The 24841-nt window shown below is 61.4% G+C and carries 22 protein-coding genes and 1 pseudogene; 8 read left to right on the top strand and 15 right to left on the bottom strand.

Annotated features, from left to right (window positions below; all coding sequences use genetic code 11):
• Window positions 1–48 precede the first annotated feature (48 nt).
• From KFO72_RS02045 to KFO72_RS02005, 9 genes are all read right to left on the bottom strand, one after another.
• Window positions 49–882, bottom strand: a complete 834-nt coding sequence (locus KFO72_RS02045) for an anti-sigma factor family protein (RefSeq protein WP_060599457.1) — start codon at window positions 880–882, stop codon at window positions 49–51.
• Window positions 879–1397, bottom strand: a complete 519-nt coding sequence (locus tag KFO72_RS02040) for an RNA polymerase sigma factor (RefSeq protein ID WP_054929387.1) — start codon at window positions 1395–1397, stop codon at window positions 879–881. Before KFO72_RS02040 ends, KFO72_RS02045 begins: the two co-directional genes overlap by 4 nt.
• 144 nt (window positions 1398–1541) lie before the next feature.
• Window positions 1542–2279: an anti-sigma factor family protein gene (locus KFO72_RS02035; RefSeq protein WP_063803349.1), complete on the bottom strand. Its 738-nt coding sequence runs from the start codon at window positions 2277–2279 to the stop codon at window positions 1542–1544.
• A gap of 161 nt (window positions 2280–2440) precedes the next feature.
• Window positions 2441–3232, bottom strand: a complete 792-nt coding sequence (locus tag KFO72_RS02030) for an ABC transporter substrate-binding protein (protein WP_224101678.1) — start codon at window positions 3230–3232, stop codon at window positions 2441–2443.
• Window positions 3233–3264: 32 nt separating this feature from the next.
• On the bottom strand, window positions 3265–4107 hold the full coding sequence (locus KFO72_RS02025; protein WP_225031273.1) for a carbon-nitrogen hydrolase family protein: 843 nt from the start codon (window positions 4105–4107) through the stop codon (window positions 3265–3267).
• Window positions 4108–4117: 10 nt separating this feature from the next.
• A complete protein-coding gene (locus KFO72_RS02020) occupies window positions 4118–5272 on the bottom strand; it encodes a pyridoxal phosphate-dependent aminotransferase (protein WP_225031272.1) in 1155 nt (384 codons plus the stop codon).
• Between the two features lie 312 nt (window positions 5273–5584).
• Entirely contained in the window at window positions 5585–6976 is a 1392-nt protein-coding gene (gene dbpA / locus KFO72_RS02015) for an ATP-dependent RNA helicase DbpA (RefSeq protein WP_225031271.1), read from the bottom strand.
• Window positions 6977–6994: 18 nt separating this feature from the next.
• Window positions 6995–7180: a hypothetical protein gene (locus KFO72_RS02010; protein ID WP_007581925.1), complete on the bottom strand. Its 186-nt coding sequence runs from the start codon at window positions 7178–7180 to the stop codon at window positions 6995–6997.
• A 437-nt stretch (window positions 7181–7617) separates the two neighbouring features.
• On the bottom strand, window positions 7618–8655 hold the full coding sequence (locus tag KFO72_RS02005) for a helix-turn-helix domain-containing protein (RefSeq protein ID WP_054929381.1): 1038 nt from the start codon (window positions 8653–8655) through the stop codon (window positions 7618–7620).
• A 356-nt stretch (window positions 8656–9011) separates the two neighbouring features.
• Here KFO72_RS02005 and adh point away from each other — a divergent pair, with 356 nt between their 5' ends.
• Both adh and KFO72_RS01995 read left to right on the top strand, forming a co-directional pair.
• Entirely contained in the window at window positions 9012–10532 is a 1521-nt protein-coding gene (gene adh / locus KFO72_RS02000) for an aldehyde dehydrogenase (protein ID WP_060599462.1), read from the top strand.
• A gap of 80 nt (window positions 10533–10612) precedes the next feature.
• Complete coding sequence (locus tag KFO72_RS01995; protein ID WP_107201237.1) at window positions 10613–11008, top strand: DUF779 domain-containing protein; 396 nt, start codon at window positions 10613–10615, stop codon at window positions 11006–11008.
• Window positions 11009–11055: 47 nt separating this feature from the next.
• On the opposite strand, the gene eutC is transcribed toward KFO72_RS01995, so the two are convergent.
• The 3 genes and pseudogenes from eutC to eat all read right to left on the bottom strand — a co-directional run bounded on the left by eutC (window position 11056) and on the right by eat (window position 14709).
• Entirely contained in the window at window positions 11056–11847 is a 792-nt protein-coding gene (gene eutC / locus KFO72_RS01990) for an ethanolamine ammonia-lyase subunit EutC (protein ID WP_225031270.1), read from the bottom strand.
• Entirely contained in the window at window positions 11844–13238 is a 1395-nt protein-coding gene (locus KFO72_RS01985) for an ethanolamine ammonia-lyase subunit EutB (protein WP_225031269.1), read from the bottom strand. The genes eutC and KFO72_RS01985 overlap by 4 nt, the downstream gene beginning before the upstream one ends.
• A gap of 68 nt (window positions 13239–13306) precedes the next feature.
• A pseudogene (gene eat / locus KFO72_RS01980) lies at window positions 13307–14709 on the bottom strand (ethanolamine permease).
• A 285-nt stretch (window positions 14710–14994) separates the two neighbouring features.
• On the opposite strand from eat, the gene KFO72_RS01975 reads away from it, so the two are divergent.
• Entirely contained in the window at window positions 14995–15861 is an 867-nt protein-coding gene (locus KFO72_RS01975) for an AraC family transcriptional regulator (RefSeq protein WP_225031268.1), read from the top strand.
• Between the two features lie 12 nt (window positions 15862–15873).
• A complete protein-coding gene (locus KFO72_RS01970) occupies window positions 15874–16146 on the top strand; it encodes a hypothetical protein (protein ID WP_107201280.1) in 273 nt (90 codons plus the stop codon).
• A gap of 80 nt (window positions 16147–16226) precedes the next feature.
• Here the strand turns inward: KFO72_RS01970 and gyrB are convergent, their stop codons facing one another.
• The 3 genes from gyrB to dnaA form a co-directional block, all read right to left on the bottom strand.
• On the bottom strand, window positions 16227–18698 hold the full coding sequence (gene gyrB / locus KFO72_RS01965) for a DNA topoisomerase (ATP-hydrolyzing) subunit B (protein WP_054929375.1): 2472 nt from the start codon (window positions 18696–18698) through the stop codon (window positions 16227–16229).
• Between the two features lie 113 nt (window positions 18699–18811).
• Window positions 18812–19915: a DNA polymerase III subunit beta gene (gene dnaN / locus KFO72_RS01960; protein WP_007581912.1), complete on the bottom strand. Its 1104-nt coding sequence runs from the start codon at window positions 19913–19915 to the stop codon at window positions 18812–18814.
• A 257-nt stretch (window positions 19916–20172) separates the two neighbouring features.
• Complete coding sequence (dnaA, locus tag KFO72_RS01955; protein WP_054929430.1) at window positions 20173–21747, bottom strand: chromosomal replication initiator protein DnaA; 1575 nt, start codon at window positions 21745–21747, stop codon at window positions 20173–20175.
• A 384-nt stretch (window positions 21748–22131) separates the two neighbouring features.
• Between dnaA and rpmH the strand changes: the two genes are divergently transcribed.
• The 4 genes from rpmH (at window position 22132) to yidC (ending at window position 24789) form a co-directional block, all read left to right on the top strand.
• Window positions 22132–22266: a 50S ribosomal protein L34 gene (gene rpmH / locus KFO72_RS01950; protein ID WP_004198824.1), complete on the top strand. Its 135-nt coding sequence runs from the start codon at window positions 22132–22134 to the stop codon at window positions 22264–22266.
• Window positions 22267–22301: 35 nt separating this feature from the next.
• On the top strand, window positions 22302–22802 hold the full coding sequence (gene rnpA, locus KFO72_RS01945; RefSeq protein ID WP_035987699.1) for a ribonuclease P protein component: 501 nt from the start codon (window positions 22302–22304) through the stop codon (window positions 22800–22802).
• Window positions 22803–22875: 73 nt separating this feature from the next.
• Window positions 22876–23106, top strand: a complete 231-nt coding sequence (yidD, locus tag KFO72_RS01940; RefSeq protein ID WP_007581797.1) for a membrane protein insertion efficiency factor YidD — start codon at window positions 22876–22878, stop codon at window positions 23104–23106.
• Window positions 23107–23136: 30 nt separating this feature from the next.
• The gene (gene yidC / locus KFO72_RS01935; RefSeq protein WP_225031267.1) at window positions 23137–24789 is read left to right on the top strand and encodes a membrane protein insertase YidC; all 1653 of its coding nucleotides are present in this window, start codon (window positions 23137–23139) and stop codon (window positions 24787–24789) included.
• Window positions 24790–24841: the final 52 nt, after the last annotated feature.

The raw sequence follows: 24841 nt of genomic DNA, 5'->3' as shown, positions 1-24841 counted from the left end.
CGGCCGCATCCAGAGATGCGGCCGTCCACGCCCGAGCACAAAAAAGCATTAACCCGGCGTCGCGCCTGTCAACTGCGCATACACATCGTGCGCAATCTGCAGCATCACCTTGCGATCGATACCGCCCGACACCGCATAGCCAAAATCACCGTCAACCCAGTAAAACACATTCACTGGCCCTTCCTGATAGAGCTTGAACGCCGTCGTATTCGCATTCACCTTGCGATGAGAAATACAAAGCGTCACGCGCTCGCCGTTCGCGTTGTGATACATGAACTGCGCAACAGGCCCGTCGTCACCGGGCAAGATGCGGCCGCCCGCGAGCTCGAATCCACTTTTCGTAAGCATCGGCGGATGCACATCGGTGCCGAGCTTGTTCGCGAGGTACTGCACGAAGTCCTGCTCGTGATCCTGGCCGATCTGCTCGGGACGATTGACGCTAGGCATGTACACGACGTGCGCCAACGCCGCCTTCCGCGCGAACACTTCAGAAGCATCCGCACTGACGGGCCGCGTGTTCGACATTCCCGATGACGTCACAGCCGACGGCGCAGCCACATCCTTGCCGATGTTCGTACCGACGCCAATGCCGATGCCCAGCACCAGCGCCGCCGCCATACCCGCAAATTGCGGCCAGTTCGCCGCGCTGAGCCAGCGACGCTTCTGCGGCATACGCAAACGCGCAGGCACGGGCTCGTTCAGCACGCGGTCATAGCGCTCATGGAACATATTGTTCAGCGAAAAGTAATCGCTGACGCGCGCCGCCAGCGCGGGATTCAGTTCGATCGCGCGCTCCACCTCTTCTCGGCGCTCGTCGGACAGCGTGCCGTCCACGTACGCATGAATGTCTTCTTCGCTGATGGGAGTCTGTTGATCGCTCATCGCACCACCTTCAGTTTCGCGCCGGGCTGTGCGCCCGCCATCAATGCGCGCAAGCGCTCGCGTCCACGCGAGAGCCGCGACATCACCGTACCGACGGGGATGTCGAGCGCAATCGCAACTTCGGCGTAACTCATTTCCTCTAACCCGACCAGCAAGACAACTTCGCGCTGATCAGCAGGCAACCGCTGCAACGCGAAATCGAGATCGCGCACTTCGAGCGAGCGCGCCTGCTCGCCCGACACCGCAAATTCGCTTTCGACAATGCTCTCGTCATCCACCGAAACGTGAACGGCGCGCGCCGACGACTTGCGCACCTGATTGACGAACACGTTGTGCATGATCGTGAACAGCCATGCACGCAGATCGGTTCCCGCCTCGAACATCTTCGTTCGCGTGAGCGCGCGTTCGAGCGTGTCCTGCACGAGATCGTCCGCGAGATCGCGATTGCTGATCAGCGCGCGCGCATAGCGGCGCAATCGCGGCACGTGGTCCATCAACTCGTTACGGATGTCCATTTACTCTACCCATCGAATATCGCGTGGCGCGCATTTCGCCGCGCGCGTCGCCTCTTGAAGCAGAGAACACAACCTGCTGCATTTTATTCCGCTTGTTTCGCCGAAACCGCAAAATCACGTGCGAATCGACAAGCCGTGCATTGGCTAACGGATCGTCAGCGCGTCAGCGGCGCGCATCAGACCGTGAGTCTTGGCCTTTCCGGCAAGCACATAGCGCCGGCCCTTCACCGTCCACGACAATAACCGCACCTCGCCGATGCGCTGCGCCGCCCAGTGCGGCTGGTCCGTTGCGAATGGAGCCGGTGCCGACAGCAGCACGACAGCTTCGCCATCGGCATTGCGGTAATCCAGTACGTCGATGCTCGCCAACGCGTTCGGATGACGCGTTTTCGTCGCAACCAGCTTTAGCCCTAAAGGCGCCAGATCGACCGAGTGCGGATCGTAAAGTGCAGCCTCGGGCGCAGCACCGGCTCGCTGCCCGGAATCGCGCATCAACGCCATGACAGCCGCGGCGTCGAGCATTTCCGGCGACACGCGCGCCGCAAAAAACCAGCCGGTCGCGGACAAAACCATCAGCACGATGCCCAGCAACGCGACGCCGATGCGCCGCACGAAGAACCTGCGCATCGCTGACGGGATTTCGATGGTCCGCTTACGTTCGCCATCATGTGCCTGAAAACCTTGCGGAAGCGCGCCTTCAAACGCGCTGCGCATCTGCATGTTCAACTGCCGATAGAACGCGATCCGGTCAGCCTCCCCGGGGCGCGCGCCGAGATACTTCCTTACGCGCGCGGCCCGATCCGGCGGCAGATTGCCGTCGGCAAATGCCTGCATGTCCGCTTCGGTAAGCGGTGTATCGGAAGGTGGATGGGGGCGGGACATGATCGTCGGTCGTGCAAATATCGGGCTCTTGCTGCGCTAACAGGAGCTTTGCAGGCTTTATTCCATCCGCTGTCGACGATTCATTCATCAGACGTTACGCAAAGAGAAACGCGCCGCATGACGTGAGCCATGCGGCGCGTTGCGCGATGCAGCAAGGTGCTTTACTTGGCCGAAACGTCGATATTGCCGAAGTATTTTTCCGCGAGCGTCTTGACCGTGCCATCCGCCTGCACTTTGGAGATGGCCGCGTTCAACTGATTGCGCAGCGCCGTGTCACCCTTGCGAATGCCGAACGCCACGCCGCTGCCGAGAATCTTGTCGTCGCGCACCGCCTGACCGACGAACGCGAAGTCCTTGCCGTCAGGACGCGACAGGAAGCCCGCCTGACCCGCCGGCGCGAGCACCAGCGTCGCGTCGAGCCGGCCGGCGACGAGATCCGCGTACACCTGGTTCTGGTCCTGATACGGCACGACGGTGACGCCAGCGTTTTCCCAATGCGCCTTCGCATACGTTTCCTGGATCGACGCCTGCAACACGCCGACGCGCTTGCCTTTCAGGGACTCGGGCGTCGGTTGCAGCCCGCTATCCTTGCGCGCGATCAGTTGCGTCGGCACGCGGTAGATCACGTTGGTGAAGTCGATTGCCTGACGGCGCTTTTCCGTTGCGTTCATCGCCGAGTTGATCGCGTCGAACTTGCGGCCCTGCAACGCGGGGATCAAGCCGTCGAACGACGTTTCGACCCAGCTGCATTTGAGGTTCGCCGTCTTGCAGACCGCATTGCCGATATCGATATCGAAGCCCTGCAGCTCGCCATTCGAGCCCTTCGATTCGAACGGCGGATATTGGGCCTCGAGGCCGTAGCGCAGCGACGTCGCATCGGCGGCCATCGCCGATACCGTCGCCACCGATGCGAACGCGCACGCCAGCATCAGCAGATTCTTCACAAGCTTCATATCGATCTCCTTCCCCTTATGTTCAATGCGGTTCAACGCACGTTCGACGGCGTGGCGATGCGCCGATGCGTGAGCACCGGCAAGCGGTTGCGCGCTTCGTCGAGCGCGCTTTGTGTCAGCGTCGCGAGTGCGATGCCGGGTTCGTCGTCATGCCGCGCGAGCACTTCGCCCCACGACCCGACGATCATACTGTGGCCAAAAGTCCGCCAGCCATTCGAATGCGTGCCGCACTGGCCGGACGCGAGCACGAACGCCTGGTTCTCGACGGCTCGCGCGCGCAGCAGCAGTTCCCAATGCGCGAGACCTGTGGTGTACGTGAAAGCGGCGGGCACGGCGATCACATCGGCAGCGGGTTCCGCGCGATACAGCTCGGGAAAGCGCAAGTCGTAGCACACCGACAGACGCAACGTGCCGAACGGACCTTGCGCCGTGCCGATGCTGTCGCCGCCCACCATCGTGTCGCCTTCCGCGTGCTGCTCGGCGCCCTGGTTGAAGCTGAACAGATGGATCTTGTCGTAGCGCGCCGAGCATCGTCCCGATGGATCGAACACGAGCGACGTGTTGTACGCATGCGTGCCGGCCTGCGGGCCATGCGACGGCCGGATCGGCACCGTGCCGCCGATCAGCCACGCACCCGACTCGCGCGCGAGTTCGGAAAGCGCCTGTTGGATCGGACCATCGCCAAATGCTTCGGCAAGGGCCACACGCTGCATTTCGTCATCGCCGATCCAGCAAAAGTATTCGGGCAAGCAGATGAGCGTGGCGCCATCGCGCGCGGCCTGATGCACCCAGCGACGCGCTTCACCGAGATTCTGCTCGACGTCCGCGCTGCTGCTCATCTGCACCACGGCTGCCTTGATCGATTCCTGCATCATCGCGTGTCCCTCAGATTGAACGCAAACGGCGCGCGCCTTCGATCAGCGTCTCGTCGTCCTTCGAAAAGCTCAGCCGGATCAGGCCTGAATCCGTGCCGTCCGTATAGAACGCGGACAGCGGAATGGTCGCGACCTTCGCATCGCGGATCAGGCGCAGGACGAAGTCGCTGTCGCTTTCATCCGAGAAGCCGCGAAAACGCGCAAGCATGAAGAAGCTGCCCTCGCTCGGCAACAGTTCGAAGCGCGACTCGCTCAGCTCGCGCGCCAGCAGGTCGCGCTTGTGCTGATAGAACGCGGACAGGCCCAGATAGCTTTGGGGATTCGACAGCGCTTCGACGAACGCGTACTGCATGGGCGTGTCGGCGGAAAACACCATGAATTGATGGACCTTGCGGATCTCGTCCATCAGCGCAGCGGGCGCGAGGCAATAACCGACGCGCCAGCCCGTCACGTGATACGACTTGCCGAACGACGACACGATCACGCTGCGTTCCGCCAGCTCGCGGTGACACGCCATGCTGTGATGCTTCGCGCCGTCGAACACGACATGCTCATACACTTCGTCGGACAGAATCACGATATCCGTGTTGCGCGTGACGGCCTTCAGGCGCTCGATATCGGCGTCGCAGAAAATCGTCGCGGTCGGATTGTGCGGCGTGTTGACGATGATCATCCGCGTCTTCGGCGTAATCGCCGCGGACACTTCATCCCAGTTCACGCGGAAGTCGGTGGAAGACAGCTTGATCGGGATAGGCTTCGCGCCTTGCAGACGCACGATGGGCGCATAGCTGTCGAACGACGGCTCGAAGTAGATCACCTCGTCGCCGGGATGCACGAGCGCGCTGATCGTCGAATACAGGCCTTCGCTAGCACTGGCGATCACGGTCACTTCCGTCGACGGATCGTAGTGCACGCCGTACAGCGTTTCGACCTTCGCGGCCAGCGCTGCGCGCAAGGCGCCGATGCCCGCCATTGGCGCGTACTGGTTGTGACCGGCGCGCATGGCTTTGGTCACACCATCGACGAGCGCTTCGTCGGGCGAAAAATTCGGCGCGCCCTGTGACAGGTTCAGCGCATTGTGTTCGGCGGCCAGTTGACCGATCACCGTGAAAATCGTCGTGCCGACGTCCGGCAACTTCGAGCGGGCTTGCAAAGCGCTCTGCATGAGATTCCTCCTTCTCGCTGCAAATCGGCGGGCCACGCGTCACGCGTCGGTCCCGTTCAGTTTGAACGATTAGGCAACAACGGGCGCATGAGAACAATCGAAACTTTGTCATGCGCCGTATGCATTTCGCTCATGCGCGCCGTGACGGCAGACGAGGCGGACGATTGACACAAGCGTGCGCGCCCTTCTGCCGCAATGCGATATGCAGATGGCGGCGGGGCATTCCCGCCGCCATGAAAAGGAGTGATGCCTTCGCCTTCTGCTTAATCATCTGACGTTTGCCTTGCAAAACACAAAAGGCGAAAACAGGGCTCACTCGTCCATCAAACGCACTTTCACCTTCTTGCCCTTGACCTTGCCCGCGTTGAGTTTGCGCAGCGCGTCGCGAGCGATGCCGCGCTCGACGGCGACATAAGTCGAAAACTCCGTCACGTTGATCTTGCCGATTTGCGTACCGTTGAAACCGGCGTCGCCCGTCAGCGCGCCCAGCACATCGCCGGGACGGATCTTTTCCTTGCGGCCGCCGAGAATCTGCAGCGTCTCCATCGGCGGCAGCAGCGGCTCGTTGCTCGCCGCCTTCAGCTCGGCCAGCGGATGCCATTCGACATCACGCCCTTGCGCCTCTTCGATGCCGCCCACGCGTCCCATCTCGTTCATGCTCGCGAGACTCAGCGCCCAGCCCTCCTGATCCGCGCGACCCGTCCGGCCGATGCGGTGCACGTGCACTTCCGGATCAGGCGTCACGTCGACGTTGATCACAGCTTCGAGCTGCGCGATGTCGAGGCCTCGCGCGGCGACGTCGGTTGCGACGAGCACCGAGCAGCTGCGGTTCGCGAACTGGATCAGCACCTGGTCACGCTCACGCTGATCGAGCTCGCCATGCAGTGCAAGCGCGTGAAAACCTTGTGCGCGCAAGACGTCGAGCAGATCGCGACACTGGTTCTTCGTGTTGCAGAACGCGATCGTGCTCACGGGGCGGTAGTGATTCAGCAACTGGCCGACGGCATGCAGACGCTCGTCTTCCGTGACTTCGTAGAAGCGTTGGCGGATCTTGCTGTCGTCGTGCCGTTCTTCGAGCTTGACGTCCTTCGGGTTGCGCAGGAACTGCTGGCTCAGTTTCGCGATCCCCTCGGGATACGTCGCCGAGAACAGCAGCGTCTGCCGCTCTTTCGGACATTGACGCGCGACCTTCGCGATATCGTCGAAGAAGCCCATGTCGAGCATGCGGTCCGCTTCGTCGAGCACGAGCGTGTTGAGCGCGTCGAGCGACAGGCTGCCGCGCTCCAGATGGTCCATGATCCGCCCCGGCGTGCCGACGACGATATGCGCGCCATGCTCGAGACTCGCCGTCTGCGGACGCATGGGCGTGCCGCCGCACAGCGTCAACACCTTGATATTTTCTTCGGCGCGCGCGAGGCGCCGGATTTCCTGTGTCACCTGATCGGCGAGTTCGCGCGTCGGGCACAGCACCATCGCTTGCACCGCGTAGCTGCGCGCGTCGAGCCGCGCCAGCAATGCGAGCGAAAACGCCGCGGTCTTGCCGCTGCCCGTTTTCGCCTGCGCGATCAGATCCTGGCCGGCCAGCGCGATCGGCAAACTCGCGGCCTGAATGGGCGTCATTTCGACGTAGCCGAGTTGCGTGAGATTCGCGAGTGCCGCTTCGGAAAGGGGCAGTTCGTTGAAGGGACGAGCCTTTGTTGTCATGTCGATGTCGATGTTGGCTTAGTTGTACGGGCGACCTTCGATCTGCTCGTAGACGATCGTGCCGTCATCGGCATCGAATCGTTCGACATAGTTGCGCGCGCCGCACATCGGGCAGCGAAACAGCAAACCTTGCCCTTCGTTCTTGATGACGACGTCGGACAGTTCCCACTGCGCGCCGCAGCTTTGGTTGATGCAAGTAAACACGGTGATCTCCAGCTTGGGTCCTCCGCGCGACGTCTTCGTACGCGCAGAGGCCTTTTGATAATAGGTTTACCTGTATGTATACGTAGTAACAGTTAACAAGCGAACTGCTTTTCTGTGGATAACACAGGTTTACCGAAACGAATCAGCGTTTTGCCGGACGCATAACCGCATGTGCTTGGTGTGCGTACCGGATGAAGTTCGACGAACAACTTTTTCCGCTCGTGCGCGAGCGTCGAGTTACCCCGTTTACGTCCACATCGATTCCACACGCGTTTCGCCCCGCTGTCCTTGCGGTTATCCACAGGTCGCTGTGGACACCTTCAGACCGGCCGCTATGCGTGTTGTTTCGTCGATGAGGATGGTGGGTCGGGCGGCGAGACAGGGCCGCGCATGCCGCAATTCTAGCGGATGCGCAAAAGCGGCCGGCCGATGAGGCGCTAGTGAGCCAGCGGCGCGCTGGCGGTAGCGTGGATCGTTTTCAGCGTTTCAGAGGGACGCACGCCGAAAAGCTTGCGATAGTCGGTGGCGAACTGGCTCAGATGCCAGAAGCCCCATGCAGCCGCGACGTCCTGCACGGTCCGCTCGCCGGGCGCCGCGTCGCACAGGTCACGGCGTGCGCCGTTCAGACGGATTGCGCGCAGATAGCTCGCCGGTGCGAGGCCCAGCACGTCCTGAAAGCAGTATTGCAGCGTGCGGCGGCTGACGTGCAGACGCTCGCAGAGTTCCGGCACGCCGATGGGACGGTCGCGATTCGCGAGCACGTAATCGCGCGCCTCGGAAACGATCCACTGCCTGCGCGGGCGGGCAGGAATGGCGACGGGCTCTAGCGACGCCGTCGTGCACAGCTCGAACAGCGAAGACAGCACCGAGGCTTGCAAATTGCGCCGGGCTCGCTCTGACAGCGCGGCGTTAGCCGCGTCGTCGAGCATGCCGGCGAGGAGTGCGCAGAAGCGCGACTTGTTTTGCGTATCGATGGGAATGATGCCGGTGTGCGCAGCCTGGCCAATCGCAGCCCGACCGATCGCGGCCCGACCGATCTGATCGGCGTGCTCGACGAATTCCGCATGCCGGTGCAGCACCTCGCCGCGCACCACTACGCCGAAGATCGCGTAGCCCCCGGGTGTCAGCAGCTCGAACTCGACGCCGCCGCGCTGAAAGGCAAGCGAATCGCCGCCGATCGGTTGCGGGCCAATGCGGCCGACACGTTGGTCGTCGGCGGGAATGCCGAACCAATAGGCGTCGGACGGCACTTCGCAGGTCTGCCGCAGCGTCTGGCTGGTCGTCTCGCAGAACACGTGCATGTCGTCGAGGTGCAGGCCCGTCAGCCTACCGACGAAGCGGCCCGCCGTGAGCTGGTCGTAGGTCTGCGTCCAGCCGTGAAGATTGCGCGCCTGTTCGTCGGCATCGTGCGCGACGCTCGTTTCGAACCGGCAGGCAGCCATTCGCGGCAACGGAGAAGAAAGGTCGGTCGTCATATGGGGCGTCGATGATGAACATGCACCTGCATGTGACATTGAACTAACGAGCGCAAAAAGACGCAAGTCCCATGCCGATCGAATCATGACATTCTGCGCGGAGGCCGCGCGCCGCCCTGTTCATTCGGTGAACACTCGCGTTTCGAACTGCTCATGGATGCAACGTCATCCAGATGCTCACCCGCGCTCAAAAAAGGACGTGCATCGCGACAGTGCCGCGTGCACCGGCATTGTCCAGGCTCGCACGCATGTTGGCACGCTTCTGGCGATAAGCACACGCGGCAGCGGAATAGCGCCAAGCCGGGTGATATATCCAATCGAATACATCGACGTCCGATCATGTGAGGAGCACACAGATGAATCACGCAGAGATGAAGTTTCTGACAACCGAGTTCCCGTTCAAGAAGCAGTACGCGAATTTCATCGGCGGTGAATGGGTGAAGCCGGTTGGCGGCGAGTACTTCGACAACGTCTCGCCGATTACGGGCGAACCCTTCACGTCGATTCCGCGTTCGCGCGAAGCCGACATCGAACTTGCGCTGGACGCCGCGCATCGCGCGAAGGCGGCCTGGGGCAAGACGTCGACCACCGAGCGCGCCAATATTCTCAACAAGATCGCCGACCGAATGGAGGCAAACCTGCAGCGCCTCGCCGTCGCCGAGACGATCGACAACGGCAAGCCGCTGCGTGAAACGATGGCGGCCGACATTCCCCTCGCAATCGATCACTTCCGCTATTTCGCGGGCACCGTGCGCGCACAGGAAGGCGGCATCTCGGAGATCGATCACGACACGGTCGCGTATCACTTTCATGAGCCGCTCGGCGTGGTCGGTCAGATCATTCCGTGGAACTTCCCGATCCTGATGGCCACATGGAAGCTCGCGCCCGCGCTCGCGGCAGGCAATTGCGTCGTGCTGAAGCCCGCGGAACAGACGCCCGCTTCGATTCTCGTGCTGCTCGAACTGATTCAGGATCTGCTGCCGGCGGGTGTGCTGAACGTGGTCAATGGTTTCGGTCTCGAAGCGGGCAAGCCGCTCGCGTCGAACAAACGCATTGCGAAGATCGCCTTCACGGGCGAAACGACGACGGGCCGCCTGATCATGCAGTACGCGAGCCAGAACATCATTCCCGTGACGCTGGAACTTGGCGGCAAGAGCCCGAACATCTTCTTCGCCGACGTGCTCGACAAGGACGACAGCTTCTTCGATAAGGCACTCGAAGGCTTCGCGATGTTCGCGCTGAATCAGGGCGAAGTCTGCACCTGCCCGTCGCGAGTGTTGATCGAAGAGTCGATTTACGACCGCTTCATGGAGCGCGCGGTGAAGCGCGTCGCCGCCATCCAGCAGGGACATCCGCTCGACTCGAAGACGATGATCGGCGCACAGGCTTCGCGAGAGCAACTGGAAAAGATCCTGTCGTACATCGATCTCGGCAAGCAGGAAGGCGCGCAATGCCTGATAGGCGGTGAGCAGAACAAGTTCGACGGCGAACTCGCGAAGGGCTATTACGTGAAGCCGACCGTGTTCCGCGGTCACAACAAGATGCGCATCTTCCAGGAAGAAATCTTCGGGCCTGTCGTTTCCGTCACGACGTTCAAGAACGAAGAAGAAGCGCTGGAGATCGCCAATGACACGCTGTATGGCCTCGGCGCCGGCGTCTGGACGCGCGACGGCACGCGTGCCTATCGCTTCGGTCGCGAGATCCAGGCAGGCCGTGTGTGGACGAATTGCTACCACGCGTACCCGGCGCATGCGGCATTCGGCGGCTACAAGCAGTCGGGCATCGGACGCGAGAATCACAAGATGATGCTCGATCACTACCAGCAAACCAAGAATCTGCTGGTCAGCTATAGCGACAAACCGTTGGGCTTCTTCTGAGCGTAGAGCTCCTGTTGGGCGGATCGCGCGATGCGGTTCGCCCTTTTTTCCCAGCGGATCAAGCCAAAAGAGGAAGCGCGATGAGCGAAGAAGGCGTTGCGCGTGTCGTGGCAACGGATGCGGCGGTCAAGCTGATCCGGCAGTTGAGCGCCGAGCACGGGCCGATTATTTTCCATCAGTCGGGCGGATGTTGCGACGGCAGCGCGCCGATGTGCTTTCCGTCGAATGAATTCATGGTCGGCGGATCGGATGTGAGGCTCGGCGAGATTGCAGGCGTGCCGTTCTATATGAGCGAATCGCAATTCGAGTACTGGCAGCACACGCAGTTGATCATCGATGCCGTGCCTGGCAACGGCGGCATGTTTTCACTGGAGCGGCCCACGGGTCTGCGGTTCCTGACGCGCTCGCGCCTGTACAGCGATGAAGAGAATGTGTGGCTCGAAAAGCACCCGGTGAGCAAAGCCGACGCTGTTTGATGTCGATGTGTCGAGTGCCCACACGCTGCGTGCGTCTGGGCACTTTTCTATTTCTTCGAGGCGTCGGGAATAACGGGCGCAGCTTCTTCAGCGTGAAGCAGCGCGTCGCTGTCGTCCTTCAAGCCGACGCCTGTCAACCCCAGACGACGCGCATGCGTCAACAGATAGTGCAGCTTATGCGCCGCGGCTTCGTAATCGAGTCCTTCAGGCCGCACGTTTGAAATGCAGTTGCGCTGCGCGTCGCTGCATCCCACTTTCGGCGCATACGTCAGATAGACACCGAGACTATCCGGCGAACTCAGCCCCGGCCTTTCGCCGATCAGCATCACAACGAGCTTCGTTTTCAGCAACTCACCGATCTCATCGCCCAGCGCGACACGCGATTGACGTGCAACGATCACAGGTCCGATCTTCCAGTCGGCGAGACGCTTCGTGATCGCTTGCAGGAGTGGAATCGATTGTTTCGACGCGGCGAATGCAGACAGTCCATCAGCGATCACGAAGACGACGTCGGGTGCATCATTGGTCGCCGCCGTGCGTAGCGCGTCGCGGCTCTCATCGGACAGGCGCCGTCCCATATCCGGACGCCGCAAGTAATGCGCGCGATCCGGCGCGGCGCTATGCACGTCGAGCGACACGAAGCCGTGCGCGCGCAGCTGTTCGTGCAGGATGTCGGCGTCGAGAGGATGGTGCACGGCATCGCGCGCCTGCGCATGCGACAGATTGAACGCGAGCAGCGGCGCAGTCGGCAGACTGTTGCCCGCGCGGCCCAATGCGATGCGCGCATTCGTGAAGGCACGCAACGCCTGCCACGCATTCTTTTCGATCGAATCGCTCATGCGATGCCCATCCATTCGCTCGCGCCTTCGAGCAACGGCTGTCTGGTCGGCGCATTAAGCAGGGCACCGCGTGGATCGGTGATCTGCATCGACTCCAGCCATTCTTCGAACTCGGGCGCGCGGCGCAAGCCGAGTACCTCACGCACATAGAGCGCGTCATGGAACGACGTGCTCTGGTAATTCAGCATCACGTCGTCCGCGCCGGGAATGCCCATGATGAAGTTGATGCCCGCGACGCCAAGCAGCGTCAGCAGATTGTCCATGTCATCCTGATCGGCTTCCGCGTGATTCGTGTAGCAGATGTCGCAACCCATCGGCACGCCGAGCAGCTTGCCGCAGAAGTGATCTTCAAGGCCCGCGCGCGTGATCTGCTTGCCGTCGTACAGATACTCCGGGCCGATAAAGCCGACCACGGTATTCACCAGAAACGGATTGAACTGGCGCGCGACGGCATACGCGCGGACCTCGCAGGTCTGCTGATCGACGCCGTGATGCGCATCCGCCGACAGCGCACTGCCCTGCCCCGTCTCGAAGTACATCACGTTGTTGCCGACCGTGCCGCGCTTGAGCGACAACGCCGCTTCATACGCTTCCTGCAGCAGCGCAAGCGAGATGCCGAAACCCGCGTTCGCCTTCTCGGTGCCCGCGATCGACTGGAACACGAGGTCGACGGGCGCGCCCTTCTCGATTGCCGCAATCGTGTTGGTGACGTGGGTGAGCACGCAGGATTGCGTCGGCACCTGATACCGCGTGCGGAAGTCGTCGATCGTCATCAGCAGCTTCGTGATCGCGGAAAGACTGTCGGACGCGGGATTGATGCCGACCATCGCGTCGCCGCAACCGTACATCAGGCCGTCGATCATCGAAGCGGCGATGCCCTTCACGTCATCCGTCGGATGATTCGGCTGCAGACGCACCGACATGTGACCCGGGAGCCCGACCGTGTTGCGAAAGCGCGTGATGACAGGCCGCTTGCGCGCCGCGAGGATCAGATCCTGATTGCGCATCAGCTTCGACACGGCCGCGACCATCTCGGGCGTGAGCCCTTTCGTGATGCGCGTGAGCGCCGCCGTATCCGTCGAACTGGACAGCAGCCAGTTGCGAAACTCGCCTACCGTCAGATGCGAAATCTCAGCGAAGGCTTCAGGCGAATGCGTATCGACGACGAGGCGCGTGACTTCGTCGCTTTCGTAAGGAACCAGCGCTTCGTTGAGGAAGGTGCGCAGCGGCACGTCGGCGAGCGCCATCTTCGCGGCGACGCGCTCTTCCTCGCTCGCCGCCGCGATGCCGGCGAGCTGGTCGCCGGAACGCAGCGGGCTCGCCTTCGCCATCAGCATCTTCAGATCGGCAAAACGATAGGTGCGGCTGCCGATTGTCTCCGTGTAGCTCATGTCGTGTACTCCATCGCCGCTGCTGCTGCGCGGCTTGTTGCAGGTACGCCGGTGCTTCTACAGCGTGGTCATTCTTCGAGCAATGCATCGGCGGGCGCGACTTCGCGTTGATGACGGGTCATCAGGAAGTAGCCGTAGCCGAGCGCGATGAACGCGGCGAACACCAGCGCGACGAGCAGATTGAAGTAGATCATCGTCGCCAGCGAAATCACTGCGGCCACCAGCGCGAACGCCGGAAAGTACGGAAACAGCGGCGCGCGGAACGGACGCTCCATGTTCGGGTCGGTACGGCGCAGCTTGAAGAGCGACAGCATGCTGATGATGTACATCACGATAGCGCCAAATACCGACATCGTCACGATGTTCGCTGTCAGCGTCTGGCCGCCGAACTGGATCAGTTCGTCGCTATAGATCGCGGCGATGCCGACCACGCCGCCCGCGAGAATCGCGCGATGCGGGGTCTTGAAGCGCGGATGCACTTTCGACAGCCACTCGGGCAGGTAACCCGCGCGCGCCAGCGCGAAGATTTGCCGCGAGTAACCGAGGATGATGCCGTGGAACGACGCGACGAGGCCAAACAGGCCCAGCCAGACCAGCATGTGCATCCAGCCGCTGTTTTCGCCGACGATGAATTTCATCGCTTGCGGCAGCGGGTCGTTGATGTTGGAGAGCTTCGTCCAGTCGCCCGCCGCGCCCGCGAACACCATCACGCCGATAGCCAGCACGACGAGCGTCAGGATGCCCGTCACGTAGGCGATCGGGATGGAGCGCTTCGGGTTCTTCGCTTCTTCGGCGGCCATTGCAACGCCTTCGATCGCGAGGAAAAACCAGATCGCAAACGGAATCGCCGCGAACATGCCGTGGAACGAGCCCATGCTGAACGTGTCGGAACCGGCCCAGCCACCCTTCGCGAAGTTCGACCACTGGAAGCCCGGCGACACGACGCCCATGAACACGAGCAACTCGAAGATCGCGAGCAGCGTCACGCACAACTCGAACGCCGCCGCGATCTGCACGCCGACGATATTCACGCCATGAATACCAGATACGCGCCCATTGCCGCATGTTTGGGTTCGAGGCCGGGAAACTGCACATGCAGATACGCGCCGATCGCGAGTGCGATCGCGGGTGGCGCGAACACGAACTCGACGAGCGTCGCGGCGCCCGCGATATAGCCGCCCGTCGGACCGAACGCGTGGCGCGCGTAAGCGAACGGGCCGCCCGCGTGCGGAATCGACGTGGTGAGTTCGGTGAAACTGAAAATGAAGGTCGTGTACATCGCGGCGATGAACAGCGCGGTGATCACGAAACCGAGCGTGCCGGCGCTCGCCCACCCGTAGCTCCAGCCGAAATACTCGCCGGAGATCACGAGCCCGACGGCGATGCCCCAAAGCTGCCAGGTGCCGAGCGTCTGTTTCAGTTCGTGATGCGTAACGGCGCCTTTGTGCTGGGTTGTCGACTCTGATTTCATCTGAGGCTCCCTTGTAGAAGTTGCCGGCGAACCGGCCCGCATGCGCGCTCCCCGGAGCGGTCCTTTCAGCAGCGGCATCTGGCGATGGTAGGAAGCCATTAATCGAGGTGTTATCGAAAATCGGCAAAGATTCGCGCTGGATTGTTTCTTCGGCTTCGTCGAGTCGCGGTTAAGGAGATGCTGAATATGCCCGGCGATTGACGGGCAGTAACCGCGAAAATCCGCAGGATTTGGTAAATCGCCGCGTGCTATCGTGTTTTCATCGATCCTCTTCCGATGCTTGCCATGAACGATATCGGCCATCGCGCGCACTATGCCGCGCGGCTCGCGCGGGTGCTCGACCATATCTACGATCACCTCGACGAGCCGCTCGATATCGACCGGCTTGCCGGGATTGCGTGTCTGTCGCCGTATCACTGGCACCGGATCTATCAGGCGATGTACGGCGAAACGGTCGCGACGACCGTGCGCCGGCTGCGGTTGCATCGCGCGGCGGGCTTTCTTGCGAATGGGTCGGTGCCGATTGCCGAGATCGCCGGCAGGTCTGGCTATAGCAGTTTGCAGTCGTTCACGCGGACGTTCAGCGCCGTTTACGGCATGCCGCCCGCGCTGTATCGGAAGGCCGGGACGCACAGCCGGTTCCGGCCGTCACTTGCGGATTCAGGAGGATGCCAAATGACAATGAGAGATGTGGTGATACGCGATATCGACGGCTTCGACGTGCTGAGCGTCGATCACGTCGGGCCGTATATACAGATCGGCAAGGCGTTCGATACGCTGATGGGATGGCTGGCTTCCCGCGGACTGCTGTCGAACGAGATGCGGATGATCGGCATTTACTACGATGATCCGACGGCGGTCGCCGAGGGTGAACTGCGGTCAAAGGCAGGTGTGTGGCTGCCGCGTGCCGTCGATGTCTCGGGAGATGGGCTGGTGAGCGTCACGTCGATCGCGGGCGGCCGGTACGCGGTGTTGCGGCATAAGGGGCCTTACGCGGATATGGCGTCGGCGTATCAATGGCTCTATGGCGAGTGGCTGGTGAACTCGGAACACGAAGCGGCCGACGCGCCGGTATTCGAGGAGTATTTGAATAATCCTAAGGAGACCGCGCCGGCGAACTTGCTGACGGATATCTGCTTGCCGGTGGTTTAGGAATGGATCGTGCTGGAGGATTCTGACGTTCTGGTGCGGTCCGATGTGAGGGCGTGCATGAAGCGGTATCGGGATTTGAGCGGGCAGTCGGGCGTCGTGGCTTACGAGGTATCCGATGATGCCGTCACCGTGAAGTTTCGTGACGGGGACGTGTATCGGTACGACTATGCGACGACGGGACGGCGGGAAGTCGAGGAGATGAAGCGGCTCGCCGTGGCGGGGCAAGGTTTGTCGACTTATATCTCGCGGGTCGTGAAGGATCGGTACGCGCGCAAGTGGTCTTGAGATTGTTCCGGCGATAAAAAAACTCCAACCGGAGACGGTTGGAGTTTTTGCTGGTGCCTAGCTGATTTGGCTCGGGACGCTCAAACGTCGATATTCCCCGCCCGCAACGCATTGCTCTCGATAAACGCGCGACGCGGCTCGACTTCATCACCCATCAGCGTCGTAAAGATGCCATCCGCTGCAATCGCATCTTCGATCTGCACGCGCAGCAAGCGACGCACGTTCGGGTCCATCGTCGTTTCCCAGAGCTGTTCGGGATTCATCTCACCAAGTCCCTTATAGCGCTGCTTCGAAACGTTCCGCTCGGCATCGGCGATCAGCCATTTCATCGCGCTCTTGAAGTCGCCGACAGCCATGCTCCGCTCGCCACGCTTGATCACAGCGCCCTCGCCGATCAACCCCTTGAACGTGTTCGCCGTGTTCACGAGTTGCTGATAATCGGCCGTGAGCTGGAACTCTTCGTCGATGACACTGACCTTCACATTGCCGTGATGACGACGCTCGACGCGCAGCGAACGCAGTTCGCGCACGGGATCGTACATCGGGATCACGTTGACCTCGGGCTTGAGCGGATCGTCGCGCAGCTTGTCCTGCAGCGCGACGGCCGATGCCTGCGTCGACTGTTCACTCGACAGATCGATCGTCACACCGTCCATGACCGCCCCGAGGGCCGCTTCGTCGTACAACCTGCTCAGACGATCCACGACTCCCTGCGCCAGCAGATAGGAACGAGCAAGCTCGCCCAGCGCATCGCCTGAGATCGGCGTCGTGCCTTCTGACGGAATCAGTTCAGACCCGTTGAGAGCCAGACGCAGCATATGCGCGTTCAACTCCGCCGTGTCCTTCAGATAACGCTCGTCCTTGCCCGCCTTCACCTTGTACAGCGGCGGCTGCGCGATATAGATATAGCCGCGCTCGATCATCTCCGGCATCTGACGATAGAAGAACGTCAGCAGCAGCGTACGGATGTGCGCGCCGTCGACGTCCGCGTCGGTCATGATGATGATGCGGTGGTAACGCAGCTTCTCGAGGTTGTAGTCTTCCTTGCCGATGCCGCAGCCCAACGCCGTAATCAGCGTGACGATCTGTTCCGAGGACAGCAGCTTGTCGTAACGCGCCTTCTCGACGTTCAGCACCTTGCCGCGCAGCGGCAGAATGGCCTGGAATTTTCTGTCGCGGCCCTGCTTTGCCGAACCGCCTGCCGAATCACCCTCGACGATGTAAATCTCAGACTTGGCAGGATCTTTCTCCTGGCAGTCCGCAAGCTTGCCCGGCAACCCAACGCCGTCCAGCACGCCCTTGCGTCGCGTCATTTCACGCGCCTTGCGTGCCGCGTCGCGAGCACGCGCGGCATCGACGATCTTGCCGCAAATGATCTTCGCGTCGTTCGGCGTTTCCAGCAGGAATTCTTCGAGCGCCTTCGCGACCACGTCTTCCACGGGCGCGCGCACTTCCGACGAAACCAGCTTGTCCTTCGTCTGCGAGCTGAACTTCGGCTCGGGCACCTTCACCGACAGCACACACGACAGCCCTTCACGCATGTCGTCGCCGGAGGTTTCGACCTTCGCCTTCTTCGCGATTTCGTGGTCGACGATGTACTTGTTGATCACACGCGTCATGGCCGCGCGCAGACCTGTCATGTGCGTGCCGCCGTCGCGCTGCGGAATGTTGTTCGTGAAGCACAGCACGTTTTCGTTGTAGCTGTCGTTCCACTGCATCGCCACTTCGACGCCCACGCCGTCCTTCTCGCCGACGATATGGAAAATGGTCGGATGCAGCACAGTCTTCGTCTTGTTGATGTACTCGACGAAGCCCTTCACGCCACCCACGAATGCGAAATCGTCTTCCTTGCCCGAACGCTGATCGGTGAGACGAATCCGCACGCCGTTGTTCAAGAACGAGAGTTCGCGGATGCGCTTCGCAAGAATGTCGTAGTGGTATTCAACGTTGCCGAAGATCGTCTCATCGGCCATGAAGTGCACTTCAGTGCCACGGTTTTCCGTATCGCCGACTACGGGAATCGGCGACAGGCGTTCGCCGTCCACTTCTTCGATCACGCGGTTCTGCGGCACGCCACGGTGGAACTCCATGAAGTGCTTCTTGCCGTCACGGCGCACGGTGAGGCGCAGCCACGACGACAGCGCGTTCACGCACGACACGCCCACGCCGTGCAGACCGCCCGACACCTTGTAGCTGTTCTGGTCGAACTTGCCGCCCGCGTGCAGTTCGGTCATGACGATTTCAGCGGCGCTGCGCTTCGGATCGTGCTTGTCGTCGCGCTTGACGCCTGTGGGAATGCCGCGGCCGTTGTCGGTCACGGAAATCGAGTTGTCGGCGTGGATGATGACCTGAATGTCGTCGCAATGACCGGCGAGCGCCTCGTCGATCGAATTGTCGAGCACCTCGAACACGAGGTGATGCAGACCGGTCCCGTCCGATGTATCGCCGATGTACATACCCGGCCGCTTGCGCACGGCCTCCAGACCTTCGAGGATCTGAATGGACGAGGCGCCGTAGCTGTTATCGGGTTGCGAATTGTTCGTATCAGTCATGGATTTCTTCCGGATCTGCGTTACTGCTTCGTTACTGCTCGGAGCTTTTCAAAACACCATAAAAACACCAAAGGGGCGCTGCGCCCCTTGGTGTGTTCTTCGTGTCGGATGCGTCAGATGCGCATCGGCATCACCACGTATTTGAACTCGTCGTTCTCGGGAATCGTGATCAGCGCGCTCGAACTCGCGTCGCCGAGGCTGATTTCAAGCAGGTCGACCTTCAGGTTCGCGAGCACGTCGAGCAGGTACGTGACGTTGAAACCGATGTCGATGCTGTCGCCCTGGTAGGGGATTTCGAGTTCTTCCTGCGCCTCTTCCTGGTCGGCGTTGGTGGACATGATCTTCAGCTGGCCCGGCTCGACGATGCAGCGCACGCCCTTGAACTTGTCCGACGTGAGAATGGCCGCACGTTGCAGCGAACGTTGCAGCTCTTCGCGGCCGATCACGAACGTGTTCTTGTGCGACTTCGGAATCACGCGCTGGAAGTCGGGGAACTTGCCTTCGACCAGCTTCGACACCAGCTCCACGCCGCCGAACGTGAACTTGACCTGCGTGGGCGCGATGTCGATCTTGAGGACGTCGTCGATGTCCTCGAGCAGACGCTGCAGTTCGAGAATCGTCTTACGCGGGATGATGACTTCCTGGCGGGCGAACGAACCCTCGATCTTCATCGACGAAAATGCGAGGCGGTGACCGTCCGTCGCGACAGCCATCAATTGATCGCCATCGACCACCAGCAGCATGCCGTTCAGGTAGTAACGGATGTCCTGCTGCGCCATCGCGAAGTGGACCATGCCGAGCAGCTGGCGGAATGTCTTTTGGGGAACCGCGAGGTTCGCGCCGAAGTCTTTAGCTTGAGCGACGGTCGGGAACTCGTCGGCCGCCAGCGTCTGCAAGGCGAAACGGCTTTTGCCGGACTGGACGGTCAGGCGTTTGTCGTTCAGGGTCAGCGTGACCTGCCCGTCGGGCATCGCGCGCAGAATGTCGAGCAGCTTGCGTGCCGCCACCGTCGTGGCCACCGAATCACCGCCGACACCGAAGTCGGCGCGCGTGGTGATTTGCAGTTCGAGGTCGGTGGACAGGAACGAGACGTCCGGGCCGTTCTTGGTAATCAGCAAATTGGCGAGGATCGGCAACGTATGACGGCGTTCGACAATGCCGCTCACGGTTTGCAGCGGCCTGAGGAGGTTATCGCGTTCGGTCTTGACCAGTTGCATAGAGTTCCTTCGTTGATGTGACGGCCTGCGCGCCTTGCCCAGCAGTATTGAAGCGCGCGGCCCCGGCCCCCCGCCGGCGCGGTGCTGCGCCAGTCACGGCATTTGAATCCCGCCCGCTTTTGCCGGACGGTTAAACCTGTATTGTGCCTGAAAATGGAAGCACTTCCCTAAATTGGGGGTGGCTTGCGCAATAAACAGATCGAATTTTCCGACCAGTTCGAGGAAACCTTCGACCCGATCCGCCCCCCTTACCGCGCTCAACCCTTCAGCGTCTGCTCCAGCACGTGGAGTTCGTGATTGAGCTGCGCGTCCTTGCTGCGTTCGTCGGCGATCTTGCGCACCGCGTGCAGCACCGTCGTGTGGTCGCGCCCGCCGAACAGCTCGCCGATTTCCGGCAGGCTTTTCTGCGTCAGTTCCTTCGCCAGATACATCGCAATCTGGCGCGGACGCGCGATATTGGCCGGGCGCTTCTTCGAATACATGTCGGCGACCTTGATGCTGTAGAAGTCGGCGACCGTTTTCTGGATGTTTTCCACCGAAATCTGCCGGTTCTGCACCGTCAGCAGGTCTTTCAGCGCTTCCTTGGTCAGTTCGATCGTTATTTCGCGGCCGTGGAACTTCGAGTACGCGAGAATCTTGCGCAGCGCGCCTTCCAGTTCGCGAACGTTCGAGCGCAGATGCTTCGCGACGAAAAACGCGACATCCTCGTTCAGATTCACGCCTTCCGATTGCGCCTTGCGCATCAGAATCGCGACGCGCATCTCAAGCTCGGGTGGTTCGATTGCGACGGTGAGGCCGGAGTCGAAGCGCGAAATCAGACGGTCGTCGATGCCTGAGATTTCTTTCGGATAAGTGTCGCTGGTGATGATCACCTGCGCCTTGTTCGCAACCAGCGCTTCGAACGCGTAGAAAAATTCTTCCTGCGTACGCGACTTGCCGGAGAAGAACTGAATATCGTCGATCAGCAGCAGGTCGAGCGAATGGTAATAGCGCTTGAAGTCGTCGAATGCCTTGCGTTGATACGCCTTCACCACGTCCGACACGTACTGCTCCGCGTGGATGTAGCGGATGCGGGCGCCGGCTTTGTCCATCAGCAGCTGGTTGCCGATCGCGTGAATCAGGTGGGTCTTGCCAAGGCCCACGCCGCCGTACAGGAACAGCGGGTTGTACGAGATGCCGGGATTGTCGGCGACCTGGATCGCCGCCGCGCGCGCCAGCTGGTTCGCCTTGCCGGTCACGAAATTGTCGAAGGTGAGCACCGGGTTGAGCTTAGAACGCTCGTACATCGAGTCGTTTTCGCCGCTCGCGGCTTGCGCGGCCGCGCCCGGACGCCACGTGCGGCGTGCAGCCGCGGCTTCGTTCGCGTCGAGGCTCGGGAGATCGAGGTCGGCGGCATCGTCGGTCAGTTGCGCGGCGTGCGTGTGCGCGCCGAGGCTCGCCATTGCACCGCCTGCGCCCATACCGCCCGCCCGTGCCGCGTGGGCAGCCTGCACGGCGCCGACTGCCGCATCCACGGCTGCGGCGGCGCTGCTCGCGCCCACGGACGATGGCCGCGCCGGCGCAGCAGGCGCCGGACGCACGCCGGCTTTGGGGTCGAGGACGAACTGGACGTCGACGGGGGAATGCCAGAAATCACGCGCGAGATCGGTGATGCGGCCGGAAAACTGGCTCTTGACCCAATCCAGCTTGAAACGGTTCGGCGCCGCGATGCTCAGGGTATTTGCATCGGCGTCGAAGGCGACCGGGGCCAACGGTTTGATCCACGTCACGTACTGCTGGGGCGTCAATTCACGCTCCAGCAATGCGGAACAGTGTTGCCAGAATTCGTTCATCAAGTTGCTATCGTTATGGTTGCGACGCGATTCCACCGGCGCTCTGGTCGCGGGATACGCGACGAGGCCCGAAGCAGCCAGGCGGAAAAGCCCCAGACGCTTGTGCCACAAGGGTTTGCGGGGTCAAGCGGGCCGGGGCGGCGTGCGGGATTCTTGGGAAGTAAGGCGAGATTCTACCGCCAAAACGGCAGGCAAAGTGAGTTATCCACAGGGTCCGATCAAACAACGCCAGCAATCGCCGCCTGTGGATCATCACCCTAAACTATTGACGACTCAGAGAAAACCGGTTTAAATAGCGGGTTCCGCGAAAACCAATTTTCGAACCTCCGGCATTTGCACTTTCAGCGATGCTCGCGCGGTTATTTCTCAACAAGTGAGAGCAACATGAAACGTACCTACCAACCTTCCGTGACGCGCCGTAAGCGCACCCATGGCTTCCGCGTTCGCATGAAGACCGCTGGTGGCCGCAAAGTCATCAACGCACGCCGCGCGAAGGGCCGCAAACGCCTCGCCATCTAAGGCAGGCAGATACGCGGTCAAGCCCAGTGCGCGCTGTGTCCGACACCCGTGACGCTGCGGGAACGGCAGACGCGCCGCATCAGAACGTCGTTCCGTTGCAGGCGTCCGCAGCCTTTCCCAAAGCCGCAAGGCTGCTAAAAACGGATGAATTTTCATCCGTTTTTCGTTTGCGCCCGTGGCGCCGGACGGCTCACTTTGTCGTGTATGCGCGGCCCACGGGCAATGAAGCGCGGCTCGGCCTGGTGATCGGCAAGAAGTACGCGCCGCGCGCGGTCACTCGCAATCTCGTGAAACGCCTCGCTCGTGAAGCGTTTCGCTTGCGTCGCGCGGAGTTTGGCGGTTGGGACGTGCTACTGCGCCTGCACGCCAAATTCGACAGGAAGGCGATGCCCAGCGGATCGTCGCCGCCGTTGAAAGCGCTGTGCCGTGGTGAAATCGATGTGCTGCTCGACAAGGCGGCGCGCGAAATCGCCCGTCGCGAAGCGCCGGCAGCATCGGCAGGACAGGCGGCCGACACGCCGCCAGCCGCGCCATGAGACCCGCGCAGTCCACGCGCGCGGCTGTCCTGTGGCGCTTCTCTCCGGGCGGCGCGGTTGGGCCGCACTAGTCATGCAAACGGTACTATTCGCCTTGCTGCGTTTCTACAAGATTGCCGTGAGTCCCATGCTCGGCAACCGGTGCCGTTTTTATCCCTCCTGTTCGGATTACGCGCGCGAAGCAATCCAGTATCATGGCGCCGCGCGTGGTACTTACCTCGCCGCCAGGCGCCTGTGCCGCTGTCACCCGTTTTCGGCGGGCGGCATCGATCTTGTCCCGCCTCCAACTCCTAAGAAGCGCTGACGCGCTGTGCCATCGACACTGAGACAACGCATGGATATCAAACGCACCGTCCTATGGGTCATCTTCTTCATGTCAGCTGTCATGCTGTTCGACAACTGGCAGCGCGACCATGGACGCCCGTCGATGTTCTTCCCGAGCGCGACGCAGACCAAGACGGCAGCTCCCGCTGCGCCGGGTTCCTCGGCGGCGGGAAGCCAACCGGCCGATTTGCCGCAGACGAGCGCCGCGGCGCCCGGCTCGACGGCACCCGCTACGCAACAGGCCCAGCTGGTTTCGTTCAGCACTGACGTCTACCGCGGCCAGATCGACACGCGTGGCGGCACGCTGTCCAAGCTCACGCTGGTCAAGCCGGGCGAGGGTAAGCAGCCCGATCAGGTGATCACGCTGTTCGACCACACGGCCGATCACACGTATCTCGCGCGCACGGGCCTGCTCGGCGGCGACTTCCCGAACCACACTGACGTGTTCACGCCCGTGCCCGGTCAGGCGACCGACATGACGGGCAACACGCTGAAGCTGTCGTTCGAGTCGCCGGAAAAGGGCGGCCTGAAAGTCGTGAAGACCTACACCTTCACGCGCGGCAGCTACGTGATCAACGTCGACACGAAGATCCAGAACGTCGGCACGACGCCCGTCAAACCGACCGCATACATGGAACTCGTGCGCGACAGCCAGCCTGTCGAGACGCCGCGCTTCTCGCACACGTTCATCGGGCCGGCCGTGTACACGCAGCAGCATCACTTCCAGAAGCTGACGTTCAGCGACATCGACAAGAACAAGGAAGACTACGCAACCTCCGCCGACAATGGCTGGGTCGCGATGGTGCAGCACTATTTCGCGTCGGCGTGGATTCCGCAGCAGGGCGTCAAGCGCGATATCTATGTCGAGAAGATCGATCCGTCGCTGTATCGCGTCGGCGTCAAGCAGCCGCTGCAGACGATCGAGCCGGGCAAGACGGTCGACGTTTCCGCGCGTCTGTTCGCCGGTCCGGAAGAAGAGCGCATGCTCGAAGGCATCGCGCCGGGTCTGGAACTGGTGAAGGACTACGGCTGGGTGACGATCATCGCGAAGCCGCTGTTCTGGCTGCTCGAGAAGATCCACGGCTACGTCGGCAACTGGGGCTGGGCGATCGTGCTGCTGACGCTGCTGATCAAGGCGGTGTTCTTCCCGCTGTCGGCCGCGAGCTACAAGTCGATGGCGCGCATGAAGGAAATCACGCCGCGTATGCAGGCGCTGCGCGAGCGCTTCAAGGGCGATCCGCAAAAGATGAACGCGGCTCTGATGGAGTTGTACAAGACTGAGAAGGTGAATCCGTTCGGTGGCTGTTTGCCGGTCGTGATTCAGATTCCGGTGTTTATCTCGCTGTACTGGGTGCTGCTGTCGTCGGTGGAAATGCGCGGCGCGCCGTGGATTCTCTGGATTCACGATCTGTCGCAACAAGATCCGTATTTCATCTTGCCGGTTCTGATGGCCGTCTCGATGTTCGTTCAGACGAAACTCAACCCGACGCCCCCGGACCCCGTCCAGGCCAAGATGATGATGTTCATGCCGATCGCGTTCTCGGTCATGTTCTTCTTCTTCCCGGCGGGTCTCGTGCTGTACTACGTCGTGAACAACGTGCTGTCGATCGCGCAGCAGTACTACATCACGCGCATGATGGGGCAGAAGAAAAAGGCCGCCTGATCGAGCGCTCGGATCGGACAGGTAACCTGCCGATCCGATTCGAAGCGATAAA

This window comes from Paraburkholderia sp. XV (assembly GCF_020177535.1).
Lineage (GTDB): Bacteria > Pseudomonadota > Gammaproteobacteria > Burkholderiales > Burkholderiaceae > Paraburkholderia > Paraburkholderia caribensis.
This window is presented reverse-complemented; position numbering and strand designations above follow the sequence as displayed.

Excerpts from the sequence above, each read along its gene's own strand:
- adh (WP_060599462.1), top strand. The coding sequence starts at position 9,012 with ATGAATCACGCAGAGATGAAGTTTCTGACAACCGAGTTCCCGTTCAAG.
- dnaN (WP_007581912.1), bottom strand. The coding sequence starts at position 19,915 with ATGCAACTGGTCAAGACCGAACGCGATAACCTCCTCAGGCCGCTGCAA.
- eutC (WP_225031270.1), bottom strand. The coding sequence starts at position 11,847 with ATGAGCGATTCGATCGAAAAGAATGCGTGGCAGGCGTTGCGTGCCTTC.
- yidD (WP_007581797.1), top strand. The coding sequence starts at position 22,876 with ATGCAAACGGTACTATTCGCCTTGCTGCGTTTCTACAAGATTGCCGTG.
- KFO72_RS02040 (WP_054929387.1), bottom strand. The coding sequence starts at position 1,397 with ATGGACATCCGTAACGAGTTGATGGACCACGTGCCGCGATTGCGCCGC.
- KFO72_RS01985 (WP_225031269.1), bottom strand. The coding sequence starts at position 13,238 with ATGAGCTACACGGAGACAATCGGCAGCCGCACCTATCGTTTTGCCGAT.
- gyrB (WP_054929375.1), bottom strand. The coding sequence starts at position 18,698 with ATGACTGATACGAACAATTCGCAACCCGATAACAGCTACGGCGCCTCG.
- KFO72_RS01975 (WP_225031268.1), top strand. The coding sequence starts at position 14,995 with ATGAACGATATCGGCCATCGCGCGCACTATGCCGCGCGGCTCGCGCGG.
- dnaA (WP_054929430.1), bottom strand. The coding sequence starts at position 21,747 with ATGAACGAATTCTGGCAACACTGTTCCGCATTGCTGGAGCGTGAATTG.
- KFO72_RS02020 (WP_225031272.1), bottom strand. The coding sequence starts at position 5,272 with ATGCAGAGCGCTTTGCAAGCCCGCTCGAAGTTGCCGGACGTCGGCACG.
- yidC (WP_225031267.1), top strand. The coding sequence starts at position 23,137 with ATGGATATCAAACGCACCGTCCTATGGGTCATCTTCTTCATGTCAGCT.
- KFO72_RS02035 (WP_063803349.1), bottom strand. The coding sequence starts at position 2,279 with ATGTCCCGCCCCCATCCACCTTCCGATACACCGCTTACCGAAGCGGAC.
- KFO72_RS02005 (WP_054929381.1), bottom strand. The coding sequence starts at position 8,655 with ATGACGACCGACCTTTCTTCTCCGTTGCCGCGAATGGCTGCCTGCCGG.
- rpmH (WP_004198824.1), top strand. The coding sequence starts at position 22,132 with ATGAAACGTACCTACCAACCTTCCGTGACGCGCCGTAAGCGCACCCAT.
- dbpA (WP_225031271.1), bottom strand. The coding sequence starts at position 6,976 with ATGACAACAAAGGCTCGTCCCTTCAACGAACTGCCCCTTTCCGAAGCG.
- KFO72_RS02025 (WP_225031273.1), bottom strand. The coding sequence starts at position 4,107 with ATGATGCAGGAATCGATCAAGGCAGCCGTGGTGCAGATGAGCAGCAGC.
- KFO72_RS01995 (WP_107201237.1), top strand. The coding sequence starts at position 10,613 with ATGAGCGAAGAAGGCGTTGCGCGTGTCGTGGCAACGGATGCGGCGGTC.
- KFO72_RS02045 (WP_060599457.1), bottom strand. The coding sequence starts at position 882 with ATGAGCGATCAACAGACTCCCATCAGCGAAGAAGACATTCATGCGTAC.
- KFO72_RS02030 (WP_224101678.1), bottom strand. The coding sequence starts at position 3,232 with ATGAAGCTTGTGAAGAATCTGCTGATGCTGGCGTGCGCGTTCGCATCG.